This window comes from Dyadobacter tibetensis Y620-1 (genome assembly GCF_000566685.1).
GTDB lineage: Bacteria > Bacteroidota > Bacteroidia > Cytophagales > Spirosomataceae > Dyadobacter > Dyadobacter tibetensis.
The window spans coordinates 1-16800 of the sequence record NZ_AZQN01000015.1 but is presented as its reverse complement, the minus strand read 5'-3'; the positions used below and the strand labels follow the sequence as shown (position 1 = coordinate 16800).

Here is a 16800-nt window from a genome sequence, read left to right as displayed (position 1 = left end):
AGCATCTGTATCACCCATGTCCTATACTCCGCATGACCTCCTGAATTTACAGGAATTTTATCGCAAACAATTACTTGAAGACACCATGGCATTCTGGTTTCCCCGTGCCATGGACCCTACGCATGGTGGATACCTGCTCATGCGTGACTTTGATGGCAAGCTCCTCGACGAGGACAAATCGGTATGGTTCCAGGGAAGAACGGCATGGACCCTAGCCACCATTTATCAAACAATAGACTCAAACCCTTTCTGGCTTAGCGCCGCTAAAAGCGGAATAGATTTTATCAACCAACATTGTTTCGATCAGGACGAACGTATGTTCTTCCATGTCACCCGCAGTGGAGAGGCTATCCGTAAAAGGAGGTATTATTTTTCGGAGACTTTTGCCTGCATCGCCCATGCCGCCTTTGCCAATGCAAGCGGGGATGCTCCGTCGGCAGAAAGAGCGAAATCGCTATTCGGAAAATGTATCCACTACTGGGAAAACCCGTCCATACTGGAAGCAAAATTTACCAATGTTCGGCCCGGAAGAAGTATTGCCCCCCCCATGATTATGCTAAATACGGCACAGCAGATGCGTCAACATCTGGATGATCCCAGATGCAGCCAGATTATCGACCGCTGTATTTCAGAAATTTCTACTTATTTTGTAAAAGACGATTTGCAGGTAGTAATGGAACTGGTTGCCCCCGACGGCTCCGTAATGGATCATTTCGATGGCCGAATGCTCAATCCTGGTCATGCCATTGAGGGAGCCTGGTTTATTCTCCATGAAGCAAAATACCGTAATAACGACCCCGAATTGATTCGGCTTGGATGTAAGATGCTGGATTATATGTGGACCAGAGGTTGGGACCAGGAATATCAGGGTCTATATTACTATCGCGATGTATATCACCGACCCGTTCAGGAATATTGGCACGACATGAAATTTTGGTGGCCACATAATGAAGCCATCATAGCAACCTTACTCGCTTATACCCTTACTGGCGACAAAAAATATGCTCACATGCATCAAATGGTACATCAGTATGCCTACAGCCATTTCCATGACAAGGAGAATGGGGAGTGGTTCGGGTATCTGCACCGCGACGGAACGATTAGTCAAACAGCAAAAGGCAACCTATTCAAAGGCCCCTTTCATCTACCCCGACAAGAATGGTACTGCACCCTGTTGCTCCAGGATTTTATAGAAAAAAATCACCCTCAGTTATCAGACCTAAATAAAAAACCCTAAACCAATTTATGATGAAAAAGCATCCGATCCTCTACCTTTTTTTTCTTTTAATCATCCTTATCAATCCTGCCACAGCCCAAACACCCGTCTTTACATCGGGACAGGAAGGGTACCAATCGTTCCGGATCCCGGCCCTGATCGCCACCCCAAAGGGAGAGCTCCTGGCCTTTGCCGAAGGGAGAGTCGGCGGGAGTGGCGACTTTGGGAATATCGACATCGTGCTCAAAAGGAGCAGCGACGGAGGAAAAACCTGGTCGGCACTAGCAGTAGTAGCCGAATACGACCAGCTACAAGCGGGGAACCCGGCTCCGGTTTTGGATCTGCTCGACCCACTATATCCCAAAGGCCGACTGTTTTTGTTTTATAATACCGGCAACAATCATGAAGGGGAAGTTCGCACGGGCAAGGGTCTCAGGGAGGCCTGGTACATCACCTCCACCGACATGGGACATAGCTGGTCGGCACCCGTCAACATTACCACCCAGGTTCATAGGCCCAATCAGCCGGAAGTCAATGCGGCCTATACCTTCCCGGAGGACTGGCGGAGCTATGCCAACACCCCCGGCCATGGCCTGCAGATAGGGACTGGCCCATTCAAGGGCAGAATATACATCGCCGCCAACCATTCGGCTGGAGCTCCCAAGGCGCATGCCCAAGACTATCAGGCACATGGATACTATTCCGACGACCATGGCAAGACCTTCCAACTCAGCGAAACCATTTCCTTCCTGGGCTCCAATGAGGCTACGGCGGCAGCACTCTCCAACGGCCGTTTACTGTTTAATGCCCGAAATCAAAAGGGGGATGTCAAAGCGAGGATCGTGGCCTTTAGCTCCGATGGCGGCGCCAGCTGGGACAGCACCTATTTCGATCGCCAGTTGCCCGACCCGGTATGCCAGGGAAGCCTCCTCAACCTAGGCAAAATAAAAGGCAAGACGGCATTGGCCTTCGTCAATAATGACCATACCAGCCAGCGGGACAACCTCACCCTACGCATCAGTACCGACGAAGGCAAAACCTGGACAAAGGGCACCGTAATTGACAAAGGCAACGGTCAGCAAAAGGATTTTACCGCCTATGCCGATATAGCCACAACAAGCAAGAAAAAAATTGGCGTATTATACGAAAGAAATGGGTACAAAAGCATTTCTTTTAAAGAGGTTGGTTGGGAGAAGCCATAAAGGCACAGAAGGCTAGACCGTGAAGCTGTGTCTTTACAGACCTTTGATACAAAGCAATTTACGCATAAAAGCCTGTATTGATAACAATATGGAACTTCAGCCAAGCCAATTTCGAGACGCACATATGGAATTTGAAAGGGGTTGTTTTTGGACGGATACCATTCTCGCTCAATCCCAGCACTCCATAATGATCAGATCGCCTTCCTGGGCGGAGATGGTTACGATGCCATCTGTTTCGGCCTCGTTGCTGTTGCCACTCCGATGGCCCAGAACAAGCATGTCGTCCTGCAGGTTGTATTTCAGGCCCGTTGTATTGATCCCTTTTACTGCTCCTACCGGAATAAGGGAGATAGGCGTCCCTGCCACATACCATTTCTGAAAGGTGCCTGCCAGGGGAAATATTTTGGAGTAGTCGTCGAAAAGAACGAGCTTGATCTGGTTTTTATAGCGGACGATATTGGTGATATTGGTAATGGCATGGTCGGCACGACGCCCCGTAGCCCACACGATATTGGCGGCGGGAAAGCCTCGCTCAATCAACAAATCGATGGCTTTTTCTAAGTCTGTCTTGTCCTGGTCGGGCGTGGCCAAGATTTCCAAGGGCTGCTGCGAAGCGCGTATCAACTCAAAATCATGGGGCTGATCGAAGTCCCCCATCCAAAGATCCACTTTGATCCCCAGCTCCAAAACCCGATAGATGGCATGATCTAAGACAACAACAAATGGGCTCCATTCCAATAGCTGCCCCAATAAGGCCTCGCTGCAGGCTTCTCCATTGGCAATAATCAATGCGGGTTCCTGCTTCTCCCGTACAATATGATGCGAAGACATGTATGATTCAAAAAAACGTAAGGAAGTCTATTTAGTCCAGTTAAAAAGTGATCGACTGGATATGGAATTCTAAAGAACCAGATGGTACCGATTCATTACTTATCGTTCAGATCACTCACGTTGCGCTCATACTGGGCCACCTGACTGTTCAGCTGGTTAACCTCCTTATTGAGCTGGCCAAGAATATAGGGCACCTCGTTATTGGAATGTAATAACTTTTGATAGTACTCCTTGGCATCTTTAGTGATCTGATTCAAATAGTCCAGCTTTTCTGCAAGCTCTGTATTTTCTTTATTGGTAGATTCGTCTTTCATCTCCGTTCCCCTTTGGGTGGTTATTAGCAGTTTCAAGGTAGTAAGAAACTCTATAATTATCAAAAAAGCACCTATTTCCGTTTACAAAATGAAAATATTCCATGAAATTTAACTACTCTTTTTCCCCAAACCATCCAACACCACGGCACCAATGATGATAGAACCCATAACAACCTGTTGGTAGTACGAGGTTACGTTGAGCAGGTCGAGGCTATTGCTAATGACGCCGATGAGCAAGGCGCCAATGAGGGTGCCCGTCATGGTTCCTGTACCGCCCGTGGTGCTGGTTCCCCCAATGATAACCGCAGCAATCGCATCCAGTTCGAAGCCGGCGCCAGCATTGGGCTGCCCGGTGGTGATACGTGAGGTCAGCAATATCCCTCCTAATGCCGACAAAAGTCCACAGAGCGCATAAACCTTTAGCTTAACGGCTTTGACAGGAATGCCCGAGGCTAATGCGGCATCTTCATTTCCTCCTACAGCATAGATGTAGCGGCCCAAGATCGTTTTGCCCAAAATAAAGGAGCAAATGACAAATGCCAGTATCAGAATTATGATGGGAAAAGGCAGGCCAAACAGGCTCCCTCCACCTATAAAATTGAAAGAATCGGAAAGGTTGGAAATGGGCCTTCCTTTACTTAATATGAGTGCCAACCCTCTACCGATCGTCATAGTGCCCAAAGTCACGATGAAGGGGGGCACCTTACTTTTGGTGATCACTAGTCCATTAAAAAGACCTATGCCGACGCCCGCCAGCAAACCCAGCACGATAGGCACCACCAATGGGTACGTATCCGGATGGGCAAACATGGCGGCAACCACGCCAGCCACTGCCACCATAGACCCCAAGCTAAGGTCGATACCCCCTGAAATAATGACGAAAGTGACTCCAAATGCGAGTAGGGCATTGATGGACACCTGGGTTCCAATGATCAGCAGATTGGACACCGTTAAAAATCTGGGAGTCGTCAGGGCCATAGCAATACAGATCCCCAAAAAAGCGAGGAAAATACCGTACTGACCGATTCGGGTGAGTCTAAAATTGATTTGCTTTTCCACTATTGATGATAATTTATTAGAATACAATCTGATTTACTGTAAGGCATGTTTCATGATACGCTCCTCCGACGCCTCTGTACGAGAGAGCAATGCCGTTTGTCGGCCTTGCGCCAACACCAAAATACGATCGCTTATGCCCAAAATCTCTGGAAGCTCAGAAGAAATCATGATGATGGCCTTCCCGGACGCCTTCCACTGCTCAATGAGTCGATAAATTTCAAATTTGGCACCTATATCGACTCCTCTTGTTGGTTCATCCAGAATAATAATCCGTGGGTCGGCGTTCATCACCCTGCCCAGCACGATCTTCTGCTGATTCCCCCCGCTGAGCTCCCCTACTTTTTGATTCCTTCCAGCCGATTTTATATTCAAACTTTGGACATTCCGATCTACTACTTCTTTCTCTGATTCTGTTCCAAGGGCAAAGCCTTTTCTATGCCTGAGAAGACTCGAAAGGGTAAGATTTTCTGCCACTGACATTTTCGGAATAAACCCATACCGTTTCCTATCCTCGCTGACATAGCCTATCCCCAAAGTAATGGCCTGTCGAGGATTGCCAATTACGACCGCCTCCTTGTCGATAAACACCTGCCCTCTATCGGGTTGATCGAGGCCATAGAGCACCCGGGCGAGTTCAGTGCGCCCCGCACCCATTAGTCCTGCAATGCCCAAAACCTCCCCGGCATGTAGTGAAAAGTTGATACCCGAGAACGCCGACGATTTGCCAAGGTCCACCACTGAAAGAACCTCCTCGCTTTCTGACAGAGCGGAATGCTGGTGAAGCCCCTTGATCTCCCGGCCTACCATCAGGCCAATGAGCTGTTCTTGATCCAGACTGCTGGCAGGAGCGGTGCGAATATGCCGCCCATCCCGTAAGACCGTGATACGGTCGGAAATCTTAAATACCTCATCCATTTTGTGGCTGATGTATACGATGGCAACCCCTTTCGCCTTTAAGTCGGCGATGATGGCAAATAAGGCGGCTACCTCCCGGTCTGAAATGGCAGACGTAGGCTCGTCCATCACGATCACCCGGGCATCCATAGAAACCGCCTTGGCGATTTCCACCATTTGCATCTGGGAGATAGACAATTCCTGCATAGGGATGCTGGGGTCCAGGGTCAATCCCAAACGGCTAAGAATCCCTTGGGCCGCTGTGTTCATGGCTCCATCTCTTAATAAAAAGGAGAATGAGAATTCACGTTCCCGCCCCAGGAAAAGATTCTGCGCTACCGTAAGTCCCGGCACTACTAGTAACTCTTGGTGTATCATGGCCAATTTGCCTTTGAGTTGCTGGGTATTTTTATAGGGCACGATCGGTTCTCCATCGAAGATAATGGTTCCCGCATCGGGCTTCACCAGCCCCATTAATACTTTCATCAAAGTAGATTTCCCCGCGCCATTTTCGCCCATGAGTGCATGCACTTCTCCTGCAAAAATTTCTAAACCGACATTTTCGAGGGCTCTAGTACCCGAAAATGACTTGGATAAATGGCTTACCTGGAGTATAGGTTGAGGCATAGTTGCGACGTATTTAGGTCAGACGATGGTAGGATAAAAAATACCCTTTCAGAGGAGTCTACAGCGTAGCCATCTGAAAGGGTAAAATGGCCCGGCTCCGGCCGGGATCTTTTGTTATTGCCGAATTATGACTCGGTCCATTTCACACCGGTATCCTTCCAGCTCTTGGTATTGGCCGAATCGATTACGGCCTCACAAACCTTCTGAGTCTGTAGTGCATCGTAAAAGGTAGGGTTACATTCTTTACCGGTTTCAAGGCTATCTAGGAAGTCGGCGACCTGATGTACAAAAGAGTGTTCATATCCAATGATGGTTCCGGGAATCCACCAGCGTTTCATATAGGGCTGATCCGCATCAGTAATCAGAATGGACCTCCAACCACGAACCACAGAATCATCGGAATGGTCGAAATATTCCAGGCGGTTCATATCGTGCAGATCCCAACGAATGGATGCATGCTCCCCATTGATTTCCAGGGTATACAAGGCCTTGTGTCCACGGGCGTAGCGGGTAGACTCAAACAAACCCAAAGATCCATTATCGAAATGGCAATGGAACAGACAGGCATCGTCTATGCCTACTTTCTGCACCTCTCCGGTGCCTTGGTGAATTCTTTCTTTAATAAAAGTCTCGGTAACGGCCGACACGTCTTTGATGCCGCCATTCAGCCACATCGCCGTGTCGATACAGTGTGCCAGCAAATCGCCGGTCACGCCCGACCCCGCAGCGTCTACGTCGAGACGCCAGGTAGCATCGCCTCCCTGCGGCACGTCGGGACTGATGGTCCAGTCTTGCAAGAAATTGGCCCGATAATGGAATATGCGCCCCAACTTTCCAGAGTCTATGATTTGCTTGGCCAAGGTAACGGCAGGTACACGTCGATAGTTGTACCAAACGGTGTTTTTCACGCCAGCCTTTTGTACGGCTTCCGTCATGGCTTCGGCCTCAGCCAACGTGCGTGCTAGTGGTTTTTCGCATAGAATCATTTTCCCGGCCGCAGCAGCTGCCAAAGCGATCTCAGCATGGGTATTATTAGGTGTACAGATGTCAACAGCATCAATATCATCCCGGGCTATTACTGCTCTCCAGTCGGTCTCTATAGAATCATATCCCCACTGATCGGCAAACTTGCGTACCTTCTCTTCGTTTCTGGAACATACCGCCTTCAATACGGGCATATATTCCAACTCCGGGAAAAAGTTGCGCATTCTATTATATCCATTGGAATGGGTACGTCCCATTAGGCCCGTTCCGATGAGCCCAATTCTGATTTCTTTTTTATCGGACATTATTTTTCAGGTTTAGAAAATTAATAATTAAAAAACGAAGTCTGCCAAAGGCGTGAATACTGCTATCAGGCGTTCCAGCCATGGGCATTACGCACCTTGATCATCGCTGCCAGGATATCGTTCCAGGTCTGGGGCTTGGTCATCACCTCATTGGGGAACATACATCCATCCCAGCAGATATGCTTGAAGCGCTTGGTGAGCTCACCATCTCCGTCTCTTAACCAGAAACCAGCGTGATAGGCGATGTCCAACTTACCATTTGGGTCGGTGGCCAGGCAATGGCGCCCCGTTTTATCATGTGATCCTGTACCGTGGACGGTACCGTCGTTTTGCGCAACGTGGAAGTCAATCGTCCAGGGACGAAGGGCATCCGTAAGCTTACGCAAGCCAGCATCCAAAGTCTTCCGATCACTCCAATCAAAATCAGCAGGCAATATCCGATCTTCAGGACGGTTATAACCTAGCAAATACAAAAGCGTATGGGACATATCGGCTTGGAAACCTATATTTTTACGATCTACCGCCTCCAGAGTATCGATCATGGTTTTCCAGCTTTGCATGCCCCCCCAGCAGATCTCGCCTTCGGCAGCCAATGACTCTCCATATTCTGCTGCTACGTCGCAGGCTGCACGGAATGTCTCGGCAATCAGCTTGGTGTTTCCTGCCGGATCGAGTGCCCAGGCTTCAGGCTTGCTGGCCGAGTCGATGCGAACCACGCCGTTGGGGCGTACACCCAGCTCACGAAGTTTGCTCGCCATGCGTGCCGACTTCTTCACCATTTCTACGAATGTTGCCCGTTCGTCCTTGCTTCCCATGGCAGGACCTCCCCAGATGGGGGCTACCACGGTACCAATTTCAAGTCCTAAAGAGCTTACCTTGTCGGCGAGCTTCTTGATGCCATCGTCGCTCATGTCCAGATCGATATGTGGATCAAAAAGCCCGATATCGACCCCATCAAATTTCACCCCATCGACTTCCGCTGCGGCAGTAGCCTCTAGCATCTGATCAAATGAAATAACAGGCTCTGAGTCGGGACCTTTGCCAACGATACCAGGCCAGGTTGCATTATGTAATTTTGGGAAGTTATTAGCAGACATTTTATTGAAAGTTTATGATGAAAAAAATTGCCTTAACGATTTTCTCAAGGCCGTTTTATCCGGGGGTAGGCGGCTACCTACCCCCAATCTATTTTACTCTAATATCAAATCTGGATTCATCGGACCAAAATGCTTCAATATCACAATGGGGTCGTTGGCCGAAGGATTCACAATGGTAACACCTTCCTGAGCGGCTTTCTCAGTCACGAAATATTCATCGTTGGTAAGCTGACCATAACGAATCAGCGCTGGCGTCTCTATATCCCATTCGCCGAATTTGCCATGCCCCTGCATCACGATCATTCCATAAGCGGCAGCATCTTTGATGGTCACCGTTTGACCCGGAAGTACCGTAAGTTCCTTGGCACTGAATGCTTCATTTTTATAGCACACCCAGTTTTCTACATAGCCCTGAGCCTCCATTTCAGCAAGATCAGAAACTGGCTTCGGACGCATAAAACGGGTTTCCAGGATGTTCGGATTTACGTTCAAATCCCAGTCGATCACCTCCATCAGCTGATCGTAATCTCCCATACGATCTTCGGGCGTACCTTTCCACAGCAACTCCTCAGGAATAATGGCTTCGTTTACCAGCGACTGGTACATGGCGAATACATCAGACGCTTTCTGAGGTTCGTAGGTACAAAGGCTACCTGGTGCATGCAGCATCCCTGGGGGAACATCCCATCCTGTACCTGGCTCTAGGCGGAAGGCCTGAGAGTAATTTGTAATTTTATTATCACCCTTTGAGAAATTCATCAGACACTCCTTAATCTGCTCCTTGGTCGTGCCAGGGGCTATTCCAAAAAAGGTATAAGGGAAGTCGCCACCGTGGTTGTTGAGTTGAGGTGGGAAATAGTAAGCTTCTGGCTTGCCTTTTTGCCCAATCAGGGCTGCATGCTCATCATTGTGGTGAATATGGTGCGGAAGGGGCCCCATATTATCGAAGAACTTGGAGTACATCGGCCAGCTCTGGTACTCGTTCCAAAGACGGTCGCCAATGATCTCTCCCTTCAGCTCGTCCACTGCATCGCGTAAAGTGATCTTATGTTCCTCGGAGCCATCGTTGAAAACGATAAAGCTCAACCCTTCATTTTCGCCTGTTAAGGGGCCGTTTTCCGCTGGTGTAGTCGAGGAAAGCCATCTTTCATCGATTCCGCCTCGCTCTCCGCCCAATACATAATAGTCGTCTGGATGAAGCTTTATACGGCGACCCGGCACACAGAAGGACCGTGGCACCCAGGTGGGAGCCAATCTTAAAACTCCTTTGCCTTGTTCTAAAGCCTTTTTTGCTATACTTGAAACGCTCATTGGATAAGATGTAATTTAGAAATGGTTAGTAATTTGGTATTAGGATAATTAGATATGTCGGCATATTGCTAAGCCCTTATTTTTTATTCATTAAACAAACGGAGCACCAGGTCGTAACACTTGCTTTCGCCAGGCTCCAGCATGATCAGCGACCCATCTTCCCTCGCCTTGGCCTGGCCAGAAAGCGGGTGGGTGGTAGGCTCCAGAGCCGTCACGTACTCGTCGCGACCCCAATGTTGCCAGTTGGCAAGCCATGGAAGTTGCTCTTTTTTAAACTGCATTTCCAGCACCAGCCCCAGGGCTTCGTTGCGAATTCCGCAGAGGCAGTTCCCATCACGATCTGCTTCGATATCGATCAGTGCGACCTCCTCTCCTGCACCCAAATGATCCTCTATAGGCGGAGGACAGGTCTTGAAATCCTGCCCTTGTTTAAAGATCTTGGCATTCTCTGCACCCAACCTAGGGTGCCACTTTCCCTCCCACATCAATTTGGCTCCGGCGTCAACGAGCGGCCAGCCAAAATTGAAATGATACAACAGCATATGAGGAGCGGGGGTATTTCCCCGGTTCGACACCTCATCGTGAATACGAATCTCGGCCTTTCCCAAGGTGGCCGATATGGTGCGTCTTAGTTCCAAGCTAGGGCCAAAGGGCTTGGTTTCGCGGATAATGCCCGTAAGTTGCATTTCCATCTGCCCACGCTGGGCATCGGGCTGAACGATGGAGATAATTTCTGCTGGCAGATTGCTAACATGCCCATGCAGTCCTCTTTCGCCATAGGCGTCCGACTCGGGCCCTCCCACATGGCTGAGTCCGCAGGTGGTGAGCAAGCCCCCACCGAAGGTCCGCAGCCAGTCGGCTCCTTTGTCTGAAAAAGGTGCGGGAGCCGTAAATCCTCCATGGCTCAGCCAGGCCAGGTTATGCTGCTTATGTTGGGCATCGGCGATGTCCATACCCCGGTCGATCACGACTTTGAAGCGCAATCCTGCTCCTGTATTAAACCAAGCGATGCGGTTGCCTCTACCGGAGCCATTATCCAAAACCGAGGTCTCTATGCCTCCCAATTGGTGGGTATTTCCTATTTTGTGCTTCCAACCTTCTTCCCAGACTGCCATATATTAATAATCTTTTTAATAAACTTTATCATGAATGGTTTCTGATCGCATTCGGCCGTCAGCTTTCGGTAGTCAAACCAGCTCTGGAGGCGAAATTTTTTGTCGATTGCCGACCGCTGAAAGCTGATAGCAAAATGGCCATACAATATCATTCGTGATAAGGTCTAATACATATAAAAATCCAATTCAAAAATATACTCCTTTTCTAAAAAGGGTCATCCTTGTTTAGGAATGCGCTAGCAACCACTCCCGCACCCTCGGATTAAAATCAGGAGTATTCTCAAAATGAAAACCATGTCCCAGACCTTCATATAGATAAAGCTGGGATCCTTTTATAGCCTCCGAAACCTCTCTGGCCATCCATACTGGAGTAAAAATATCGGCATCCCCACCAATTACCAGTGTGGGACTTTTTACCTCGGCCAGCGCCGCAAGCGCGTCGTGGTGAATACAGGCCGCCGCCTGACCCTCCAGCCCGTGCAAGGGTTGTGGAAAAGGATTTTCACCATCGGCCAAGCGCCCTTCTTCCATTTCTTTCAACACCTGGGGCTTATCCCAGTGTGATTTAGAAAAAATCAGCAACTGAATGTGCAGACTAAACTCTGCCGGGGTAAACCGTGCTTTGGCGTTGATCATCTGCTGAAAAACCCCTTTGGCATAGCTGTCGCAGCGTGCCCATGGACACATCAGCACCAGCGATTTCACCTTATGCGGATGCCTGATGGCCAGCTGCTGGGCAATGATGCTGCCCATGGAGCAGCCTACCACAGACACATTTTCCATACCTAAGTGATCCAACAGCCCGGCATAGTCGTCGGCCATCATTGCGGAAGTATAGGGGCCTGCGGGTTTATCCGAAAATCCTACTCCTCTGTTGTCGGCTACGATGCATTGAAAATGCTCCTGCCAATCGGCCACATGAGGCCCCCACACCGAGCCTGGGGCGGTAATCCCCATGATCAGCAGCAAGGGCTCTCCCTCTCCTTTTATTTCGTAATATAGGTTGATACCATTGGTCTCTATCGTCGGCATTTCAAAATTCATATTAGGGAGTAAAGACGAATTGTCTTTACTCCAAATGATCGTTTTATAAGGATTATTTCAGATTCGGGATCAGGTCTTTCTGTATCCAGTTGCCATCGTGAATGGTCACAAAATCTGGATCTTCCAGCGCTTCTTCCCCTTCATCTTCACAGATGATCCAACCCTTATAATCAATGTCTTTCAACCATTGCGTTACGCCAAGCAAATCGACCTTTCCCCTACCCATCAGGGTAAATTCAGGATCTCCATTCCAATCTTTATAATGCACATGATTGATCAGGTGCTGATATTCCTTCATTTTCGTAAGCGGGTCCATCTCTCCATTGATAATATGCCCTACGTCAGGCGTCCAGCCCGTTACGCTGCTATCCAAGCCTTCGAGGACAACCTTATAATCTTCGGCGGTGCGAATGATGGAGCTATGCGGCGAGTTGGGATGATAGCTACAGGGGACACCACGGTCGGCAGCACGTTTGGATACTGCATTCACGGTTTTTACCAAGCGCTTTTGTCTTTCGGCCAAGTTATGTCTTCCCGTGGGGATCTGCACTGTATTGAGCATGGCTCCTGGAAAACGTTCCAACACCCGAATGGCATGATCGGCCACCTCTCGCTCCCTTTCCGTCTCCCCATCTTCATTCCAGTCGAGGGCCAGGGCCAGGGCTGCCAGCTCTATCCCCTGCTCCTTCAGCTTAGCCTCCAACTTATCGGCATCCTGCAGGTCGCCCATCCAGGTAAAGATCGGCTGTATTCCGCTGAACCCAGCCTTTGCAATCACTTCAATAAAATGGCCCAAACGTCCTTCATGGGTTTGGCCATTATTACTCATAAACCAGGTATATACTTCAGAGCCGAATTTGAATGGCAATTGATTTGTCATGGATGTATTTTATTAAGGATGGAATATAAAATTTAGGCGTGCTTCTCACACATCTGTTTGATAAACTGATACCCTTTCTCCGCTATTTCCCAGGGATCGGAAAATTCGCGCCATACGCCGATGGCATTGGCAAAGTCAGGGTCGTTGCGTGAGAATGCCTCTATGGTTAACCAACCTTCATATTTCATTTGTGACAAAGCCGAAAAAGCATCATCCCATAGCACCTGACCATCACCAGGCGTTCCCCGGTCATTTTCACTGATATGTACATGACGCAGATATGGGGCTATTACTTCTAATGCCTTACCATAATTTTTCTCCTCTATATTGGCATGGTGCGTGTCGAACATCGCCCCTACATTGGGGTGATCGGCCGCTTCTACCAGCTTACGGAGCTGCACCGTTGTATTGCACAAATAACATTCAAAGCGATTCAGGGCTTCCAAAGCGAAAACGATATTAGCCTGGGCTGCATAGTCCCCAGCGGCATGCAATACTTCTCCCGCCAAGGCATATTCCTGATCCAGAGCCGGACGATTGGCAAATTGCATATGGGCCGAGTGAAAGGGGCCGCAGATGATGGAGGCATTTAAAGCATGCGCCCGATCTACCGCCCATTTTATCTTGTCCAAAGCCTTGCCACGAACCGAAGCCGATTCGCTGATGGGGTTGTCGTCCTTGCCCACCGTTACCACGGCAGTGGTCTCCATGCCCAGACTTTTGGTAAAATCGCCCATGCGATGGTAGGGCTCTAGCTCGGCAGTGCCCAGATAAAACTCTACGCCATCGTATCCGATGGACTTCAATCGCTCCACAATCGGAAAAACGTCGTCCGAAACGGCGGCCGTCCAGGCCAATACATTGAATCCTACTTTGTTCATGCTACAAGTTTGTACACCGGAACGCTAAGCCCTCCGGCATGATTGAAAAATCAGAATTATTGCTTTATCCTGATGTTTCGATATTGGACTTGCATGGGTGGGCCTACATGCACCTGCATGCCCAGCCATCCCTTGGCGTTACCATTGACGGTATCGTTGTCGGTTACATCGCTCATCAAAACACCATTGATATAATGTTGCAGGCGATTGCCTTTTACTACGAGGTGAAATTCATTCCAGTCTTCACCTTTAATTTTTTTCTTCAGTTCATCCGATTCGCCCAGAGAACCCGTTACAGTACGGCCTAACCAGGCATTATTTTTCAAATTGGCTTTAAAAGACTCGGGGGTTTGGTTGGCAGGGTTGTTCACAACGACCGCTTCGCCTCTGTAGGCTAGCGTGGTACGCTTGCGCTCTTCATAGTTCTGACCCGTATACCGGTTTTTACCATCGATATCGGCCTGGTAGCCTTTCAAGGCAAAAGGGATGTCGGTCAGTCGCTCACTGCGGTAATTGATACCAGAGTTTCCCGACTCCGTAATTTTAAATTGCCCTTTTAGCTCGAAATCGCCAGGCTGTCCACCTTGCCAGACGATGAAAGAATTGGTTTTCAGAAGCGTTTCTGGTGTAATTTCCCCTACCAGATTGCCGTTCTCTACGCGCCAGTATTTCGAGTCGCCATCCCATCCTTTTAAGGACTTACCATCGAAAATTTGCACATAGCCATCGCTGCTTTTTTTCTGAGCACTACAGGACAGCTGTAGCGATACCAATGCTACCACTGCAACAAACCATTGTACTTTCACCCATTGAAAATTCATTTTCCGTACGTTTACTTGTTTTAAGACTCTTTTAAGGATCATTTCCCCTATTTATTGAAGGAGTATTGATGGTCTCATCTCTTTAAAAAGATGAAATTAATATCCAAAAATTCCTAAAATAATCCGTCCGACTGTCCTGTGGTAACCTGCCTTTGGCGAAAAAAAGAGAAGTACTACCCAAAATGTCTCCTTTTTTAACCTCAACCCGCTGCAAATCCCCACTCAGCACCTCGATCCCTTGCGTCTCACCAAAAAGATACTAAAGGCTACAACCCCTCGATTCTACCATCATCGTGGGCACCAGAATGATCCAAAGGAAGAAAGAAACCCAGGGTATGTCGAACCCAATGTTCTTTAACCCTGCTTCCGCCAAGTTGATGACCCAGCAGGGAATTCGCTTTGAAGAATTTTGATGCTTGCCTGAACCCTTTTACAGACGAAGTTCAAAGATACCTTTCCTCGCATAAACCCTTTGAATGCTTTTGATGATTCTCGGCCTGATTTTCAATGTCACAAAAAATTTTAGGCAAAACAAAAACAATCGGACCCGTAATGTTCAGTTAGGTAGCATCAAAAATAGTTATGTGATTTTGCTGAGTTAATGGGTTTTTAAGGCTTATTTTAATTAATTTAAAAGTAGATAATAAGAATATATGATGCGTTTTGTTCCATAGGTTCCTATTGAGATAAGCGCAATGATGGGCATAGGGTGGCCCGCATAGGGTGGCCCGCACAGGGTGGCCCGCATAGGGTGGCCCGCACAGGGTGGCCCGGATGGATGTTTCGGGGCTAAAGGAGAAGGTGTTGCTCAACAAGGCCATCGCGCTGGATTATCAGCTGGAGCCTTTTCTAAACAAAAAAACAACGTATATGCCTGATTGTATTTTTGGGACGTCCAGGTTGTTTTTCATAGGTAATGTTCTGTTATATAAGAGTTTAAGTTAAATTTACTTGTCGTGTAACAAGTAAAAATATTGTCGTAGAATACGCTAAAATGTTGTCGTACGACAAGTAATGAATCGGAAATTAAATAGTAATATTGGTCATTAAAACTATTGATATAACACTAAATTATATCGCGATGAAACGAAGACAACTATTACAGTTTATGGCCCTGCCACTGCTTTTTGCCAGTTCCTGCAAGGAAAAACTGCCTACCGCCCCCACGATTGTAACCGGGAAGGTGATTGACGAGAACGGCTTGCCTCTGGAAGGGGCAGGATTTAGTTTTGGCGGTGTAGACATTAGAGGTTTTTCCGGTGTTCCCACTTTTGACCTGACTATTGAAACGGGCAAGGATGGAAGCTTCCGATTTTCCTATATTGTCCCTAGAGATACAGATGAGGTTGAAATACTTCCTAGAAGTACCCAAAAGGTAAAATATGATACCGATTACGAAGCCTATATTTTTCTTAAAGGGAATTATATCCAGGTATCATCACCGTATTCTATTCCCCGTTCAGACTGGGGCAAAACCACCATCATCAACTATCAATTTAGAAAATTATGAAAAATATATCCCTCGTGCGTATGGCGTGTTTCATCACCGCCGTCTGGACTGCGCGTCCCGATTTTGCCTTTTGACTGCCGGACTTCACGCCCAGACCTTCGAAGAAGAAAACACTTATCAACATTAAACCTATATCACTATGAAACGAAGACAACTATTACAGTTTTTGGCCCTGCCACTGCTTTTGGCTAGTTCCTGCAAGGAAAAGCTGCCTGACGCCCCCACGATTGTGACCGGGAAGGTAATAGACGAGAACGGCCTGCCTCTGGAAGGGGCTGGATTGAGATTTGGTGGTGTAGACAATAGAGGTTGATCCGGAGTCCCCACATTTGACCTAACTACAGAAACGGACAAGAATGGAAGCTACCGATTTTCCTCTATTGTCCCCAAGAAAACGGATGATGTAAACATACTCCCAGAATCAACACAACAAGTACCAATAGGCAATGGAGGATATGCTCCCTATATCTTTCTTAAGGGGAATTATATCCAAGTATCATCACCCTATTCTATTCCCCGTTCAGACTGGGGTAAAACCACCATCATCAACTATCAATTCAAGAAACTATGAAAACAATATTATTGCCCCGCATAGGGTGGCCCCGCACAGGGTGAACCGCATGGCGTTTTTTATAAGCGTCTTTTGACTGGGCATCCCGATTTTACCTTTTCACTGCCGGGCTGCATGCCCAGACCTTCGAAGAAGAAA

The 16800-nt window shown here is 48.1% G+C and carries 16 protein-coding genes; 4 read left to right on the top strand and 12 right to left on the bottom strand.

The features are described from left to right. Nucleotides 1–16: 16 nt before the first annotated feature. Nucleotides 17–1237 carry an AGE family epimerase/isomerase gene (locus X939_RS0121550; RefSeq protein ID WP_025765346.1) on the top strand — a complete coding sequence of 407 codons (1221 nt, stop codon included), beginning with the start codon at nt 17–19 and terminating at the stop codon, nt 1235–1237. Nucleotides 1238–1245: 8 nt separating this feature from the next. Next, complete coding sequence (locus X939_RS0121545; protein ID WP_044200315.1) at nt 1246–2418, top strand: sialidase family protein; 1173 nt, start codon at nt 1246–1248, stop codon at nt 2416–2418. Nucleotides 2419–2586: 168 nt separating this feature from the next. Here the strand turns inward: X939_RS0121545 and X939_RS0121540 are convergent, their stop codons facing one another. The 12 genes from X939_RS0121540 to X939_RS0121480 all read right to left on the bottom strand — a co-directional run bounded on the left by X939_RS0121540 (nt 2587) and on the right by X939_RS0121480 (nt 14623). Continuing rightward, nucleotides 2587–3249 (bottom strand): thiamine diphosphokinase, encoded by a 663-nt coding sequence (locus tag X939_RS0121540; protein WP_025765344.1) that lies wholly within the window; start codon nt 3247–3249, stop codon nt 2587–2589. 95 nt (nt 3250–3344) lie between these two features. Continuing rightward, nucleotides 3345–3563: a hypothetical protein gene (locus X939_RS0121535; protein WP_131694775.1), complete on the bottom strand. Its 219-nt coding sequence runs from the start codon at nt 3561–3563 to the stop codon at nt 3345–3347. A gap of 108 nt (nt 3564–3671) precedes the next feature. Then, complete coding sequence (locus tag X939_RS0121530) at nt 3672–4622, bottom strand: ABC transporter permease (protein ID WP_229236132.1); 951 nt, start codon at nt 4620–4622, stop codon at nt 3672–3674. A 33-nt stretch (nt 4623–4655) separates the two neighbouring features. Next, nucleotides 4656–6143 carry a sugar ABC transporter ATP-binding protein gene (locus tag X939_RS0121525; RefSeq protein ID WP_025765341.1) on the bottom strand — a complete coding sequence of 496 codons (1488 nt, stop codon included), beginning with the start codon at nt 6141–6143 and terminating at the stop codon, nt 4656–4658. A 125-nt stretch (nt 6144–6268) separates the two neighbouring features. Further along, nucleotides 6269–7432 (bottom strand): Gfo/Idh/MocA family protein, encoded by a 1164-nt coding sequence (locus tag X939_RS0121520; protein WP_025765340.1) that lies wholly within the window; start codon nt 7430–7432, stop codon nt 6269–6271. 65 nt (nt 7433–7497) lie between these two features. Continuing rightward, nucleotides 7498–8529: a sugar phosphate isomerase/epimerase family protein gene (locus X939_RS0121515; RefSeq protein WP_025765339.1), complete on the bottom strand. Its 1032-nt coding sequence runs from the start codon at nt 8527–8529 to the stop codon at nt 7498–7500. A 93-nt stretch (nt 8530–8622) separates the two neighbouring features. Beyond that, nucleotides 8623–9840 carry a cupin domain-containing protein gene (locus X939_RS0121510; RefSeq protein WP_025765338.1) on the bottom strand — a complete coding sequence of 406 codons (1218 nt, stop codon included), beginning with the start codon at nt 9838–9840 and terminating at the stop codon, nt 8623–8625. 83 nt (nt 9841–9923) lie between these two features. Beyond that, a complete protein-coding gene (locus X939_RS0121505; protein WP_025765337.1) occupies nt 9924–10955 on the bottom strand; it encodes an aldose 1-epimerase family protein in 1032 nt (343 codons plus the stop codon). Between the two features lie 225 nt (nt 10956–11180). Beyond that, nucleotides 11181–11999 carry an alpha/beta fold hydrolase gene (locus tag X939_RS0121495; RefSeq protein ID WP_310588083.1) on the bottom strand — a complete coding sequence of 273 codons (819 nt, stop codon included), beginning with the start codon at nt 11997–11999 and terminating at the stop codon, nt 11181–11183. Nucleotides 12000–12051: 52 nt separating this feature from the next. Continuing rightward, entirely contained in the window at nt 12052–12879 is an 828-nt protein-coding gene (locus X939_RS0121490) for a sugar phosphate isomerase/epimerase family protein (protein ID WP_025765334.1), read from the bottom strand. A 32-nt stretch (nt 12880–12911) separates the two neighbouring features. Then, nucleotides 12912–13760, bottom strand: a complete 849-nt coding sequence (locus X939_RS0121485; RefSeq protein ID WP_025765333.1) for a sugar phosphate isomerase/epimerase family protein — start codon at nt 13758–13760, stop codon at nt 12912–12914. Between the two features lie 56 nt (nt 13761–13816). Continuing rightward, a complete protein-coding gene (locus X939_RS0121480; protein WP_229236131.1) occupies nt 13817–14623 on the bottom strand; it encodes a 3-keto-disaccharide hydrolase in 807 nt (268 codons plus the stop codon). A gap of 1039 nt (nt 14624–15662) precedes the next feature. Here X939_RS0121480 and X939_RS0121475 point away from each other — a divergent pair. Together X939_RS0121475 and X939_RS23735 are read left to right on the top strand one after the other, a co-directional pair. Next, the gene (locus X939_RS0121475; protein WP_131694774.1) at nt 15663–16091 is read left to right on the top strand and encodes a hypothetical protein; all 429 of its coding nucleotides are present in this window, start codon (nt 15663–15665) and stop codon (nt 16089–16091) included. 139 nt (nt 16092–16230) lie between these two features. Beyond that, the gene (locus X939_RS23735; protein ID WP_157493033.1) at nt 16231–16404 is read left to right on the top strand and encodes a hypothetical protein; all 174 of its coding nucleotides are present in this window, start codon (nt 16231–16233) and stop codon (nt 16402–16404) included. Nucleotides 16405–16800: the final 396 nt, after the last annotated feature.

Bases quoted from the DNA above. Each gene is read 5' to 3' on its own strand.
- X939_RS0121550 (WP_025765346.1), top strand. From the start codon at position 17: ATGTCCTATACTCCGCATGACCTCCTGAATTTACAGGAATTTTATCGC.
- X939_RS0121545 (WP_044200315.1), top strand. From the start codon at position 1,246: ATGATGAAAAAGCATCCGATCCTCTACCTTTTTTTTCTTTTAATCATC.
- X939_RS0121540 (WP_025765344.1), bottom strand. From the start codon at position 3,249: ATGTCTTCGCATCATATTGTACGGGAGAAGCAGGAACCCGCATTGATT.
- X939_RS0121535 (WP_131694775.1), bottom strand. From the start codon at position 3,563: ATGAAAGACGAATCTACCAATAAAGAAAATACAGAGCTTGCAGAAAAG.
- X939_RS0121525 (WP_025765341.1), bottom strand. From the start codon at position 6,143: ATGCCTCAACCTATACTCCAGGTAAGCCATTTATCCAAGTCATTTTCG.
- X939_RS0121520 (WP_025765340.1), bottom strand. From the start codon at position 7,432: ATGTCCGATAAAAAAGAAATCAGAATTGGGCTCATCGGAACGGGCCTA.
- X939_RS0121515 (WP_025765339.1), bottom strand. From the start codon at position 8,529: ATGTCTGCTAATAACTTCCCAAAATTACATAATGCAACCTGGCCTGGT.
- X939_RS0121510 (WP_025765338.1), bottom strand. From the start codon at position 9,840: ATGAGCGTTTCAAGTATAGCAAAAAAGGCTTTAGAACAAGGCAAAGGA.
- X939_RS0121505 (WP_025765337.1), bottom strand. From the start codon at position 10,955: ATGGCAGTCTGGGAAGAAGGTTGGAAGCACAAAATAGGAAATACCCAC.
- X939_RS0121495 (WP_310588083.1), bottom strand. From the start codon at position 11,999: ATGAATTTTGAAATGCCGACGATAGAGACCAATGGTATCAACCTATAT.
- X939_RS0121490 (WP_025765334.1), bottom strand. From the start codon at position 12,879: ATGACAAATCAATTGCCATTCAAATTCGGCTCTGAAGTATATACCTGG.
- X939_RS0121485 (WP_025765333.1), bottom strand. From the start codon at position 13,760: ATGAACAAAGTAGGATTCAATGTATTGGCCTGGACGGCCGCCGTTTCG.
- X939_RS0121480 (WP_229236131.1), bottom strand. From the start codon at position 14,623: ATGATCCTTAAAAGAGTCTTAAAACAAGTAAACGTACGGAAAATGAAT.
- X939_RS0121475 (WP_131694774.1), top strand. From the start codon at position 15,663: ATGAAACGAAGACAACTATTACAGTTTATGGCCCTGCCACTGCTTTTT.
- X939_RS23735 (WP_157493033.1), top strand. From the start codon at position 16,231: ATGAAACGAAGACAACTATTACAGTTTTTGGCCCTGCCACTGCTTTTG.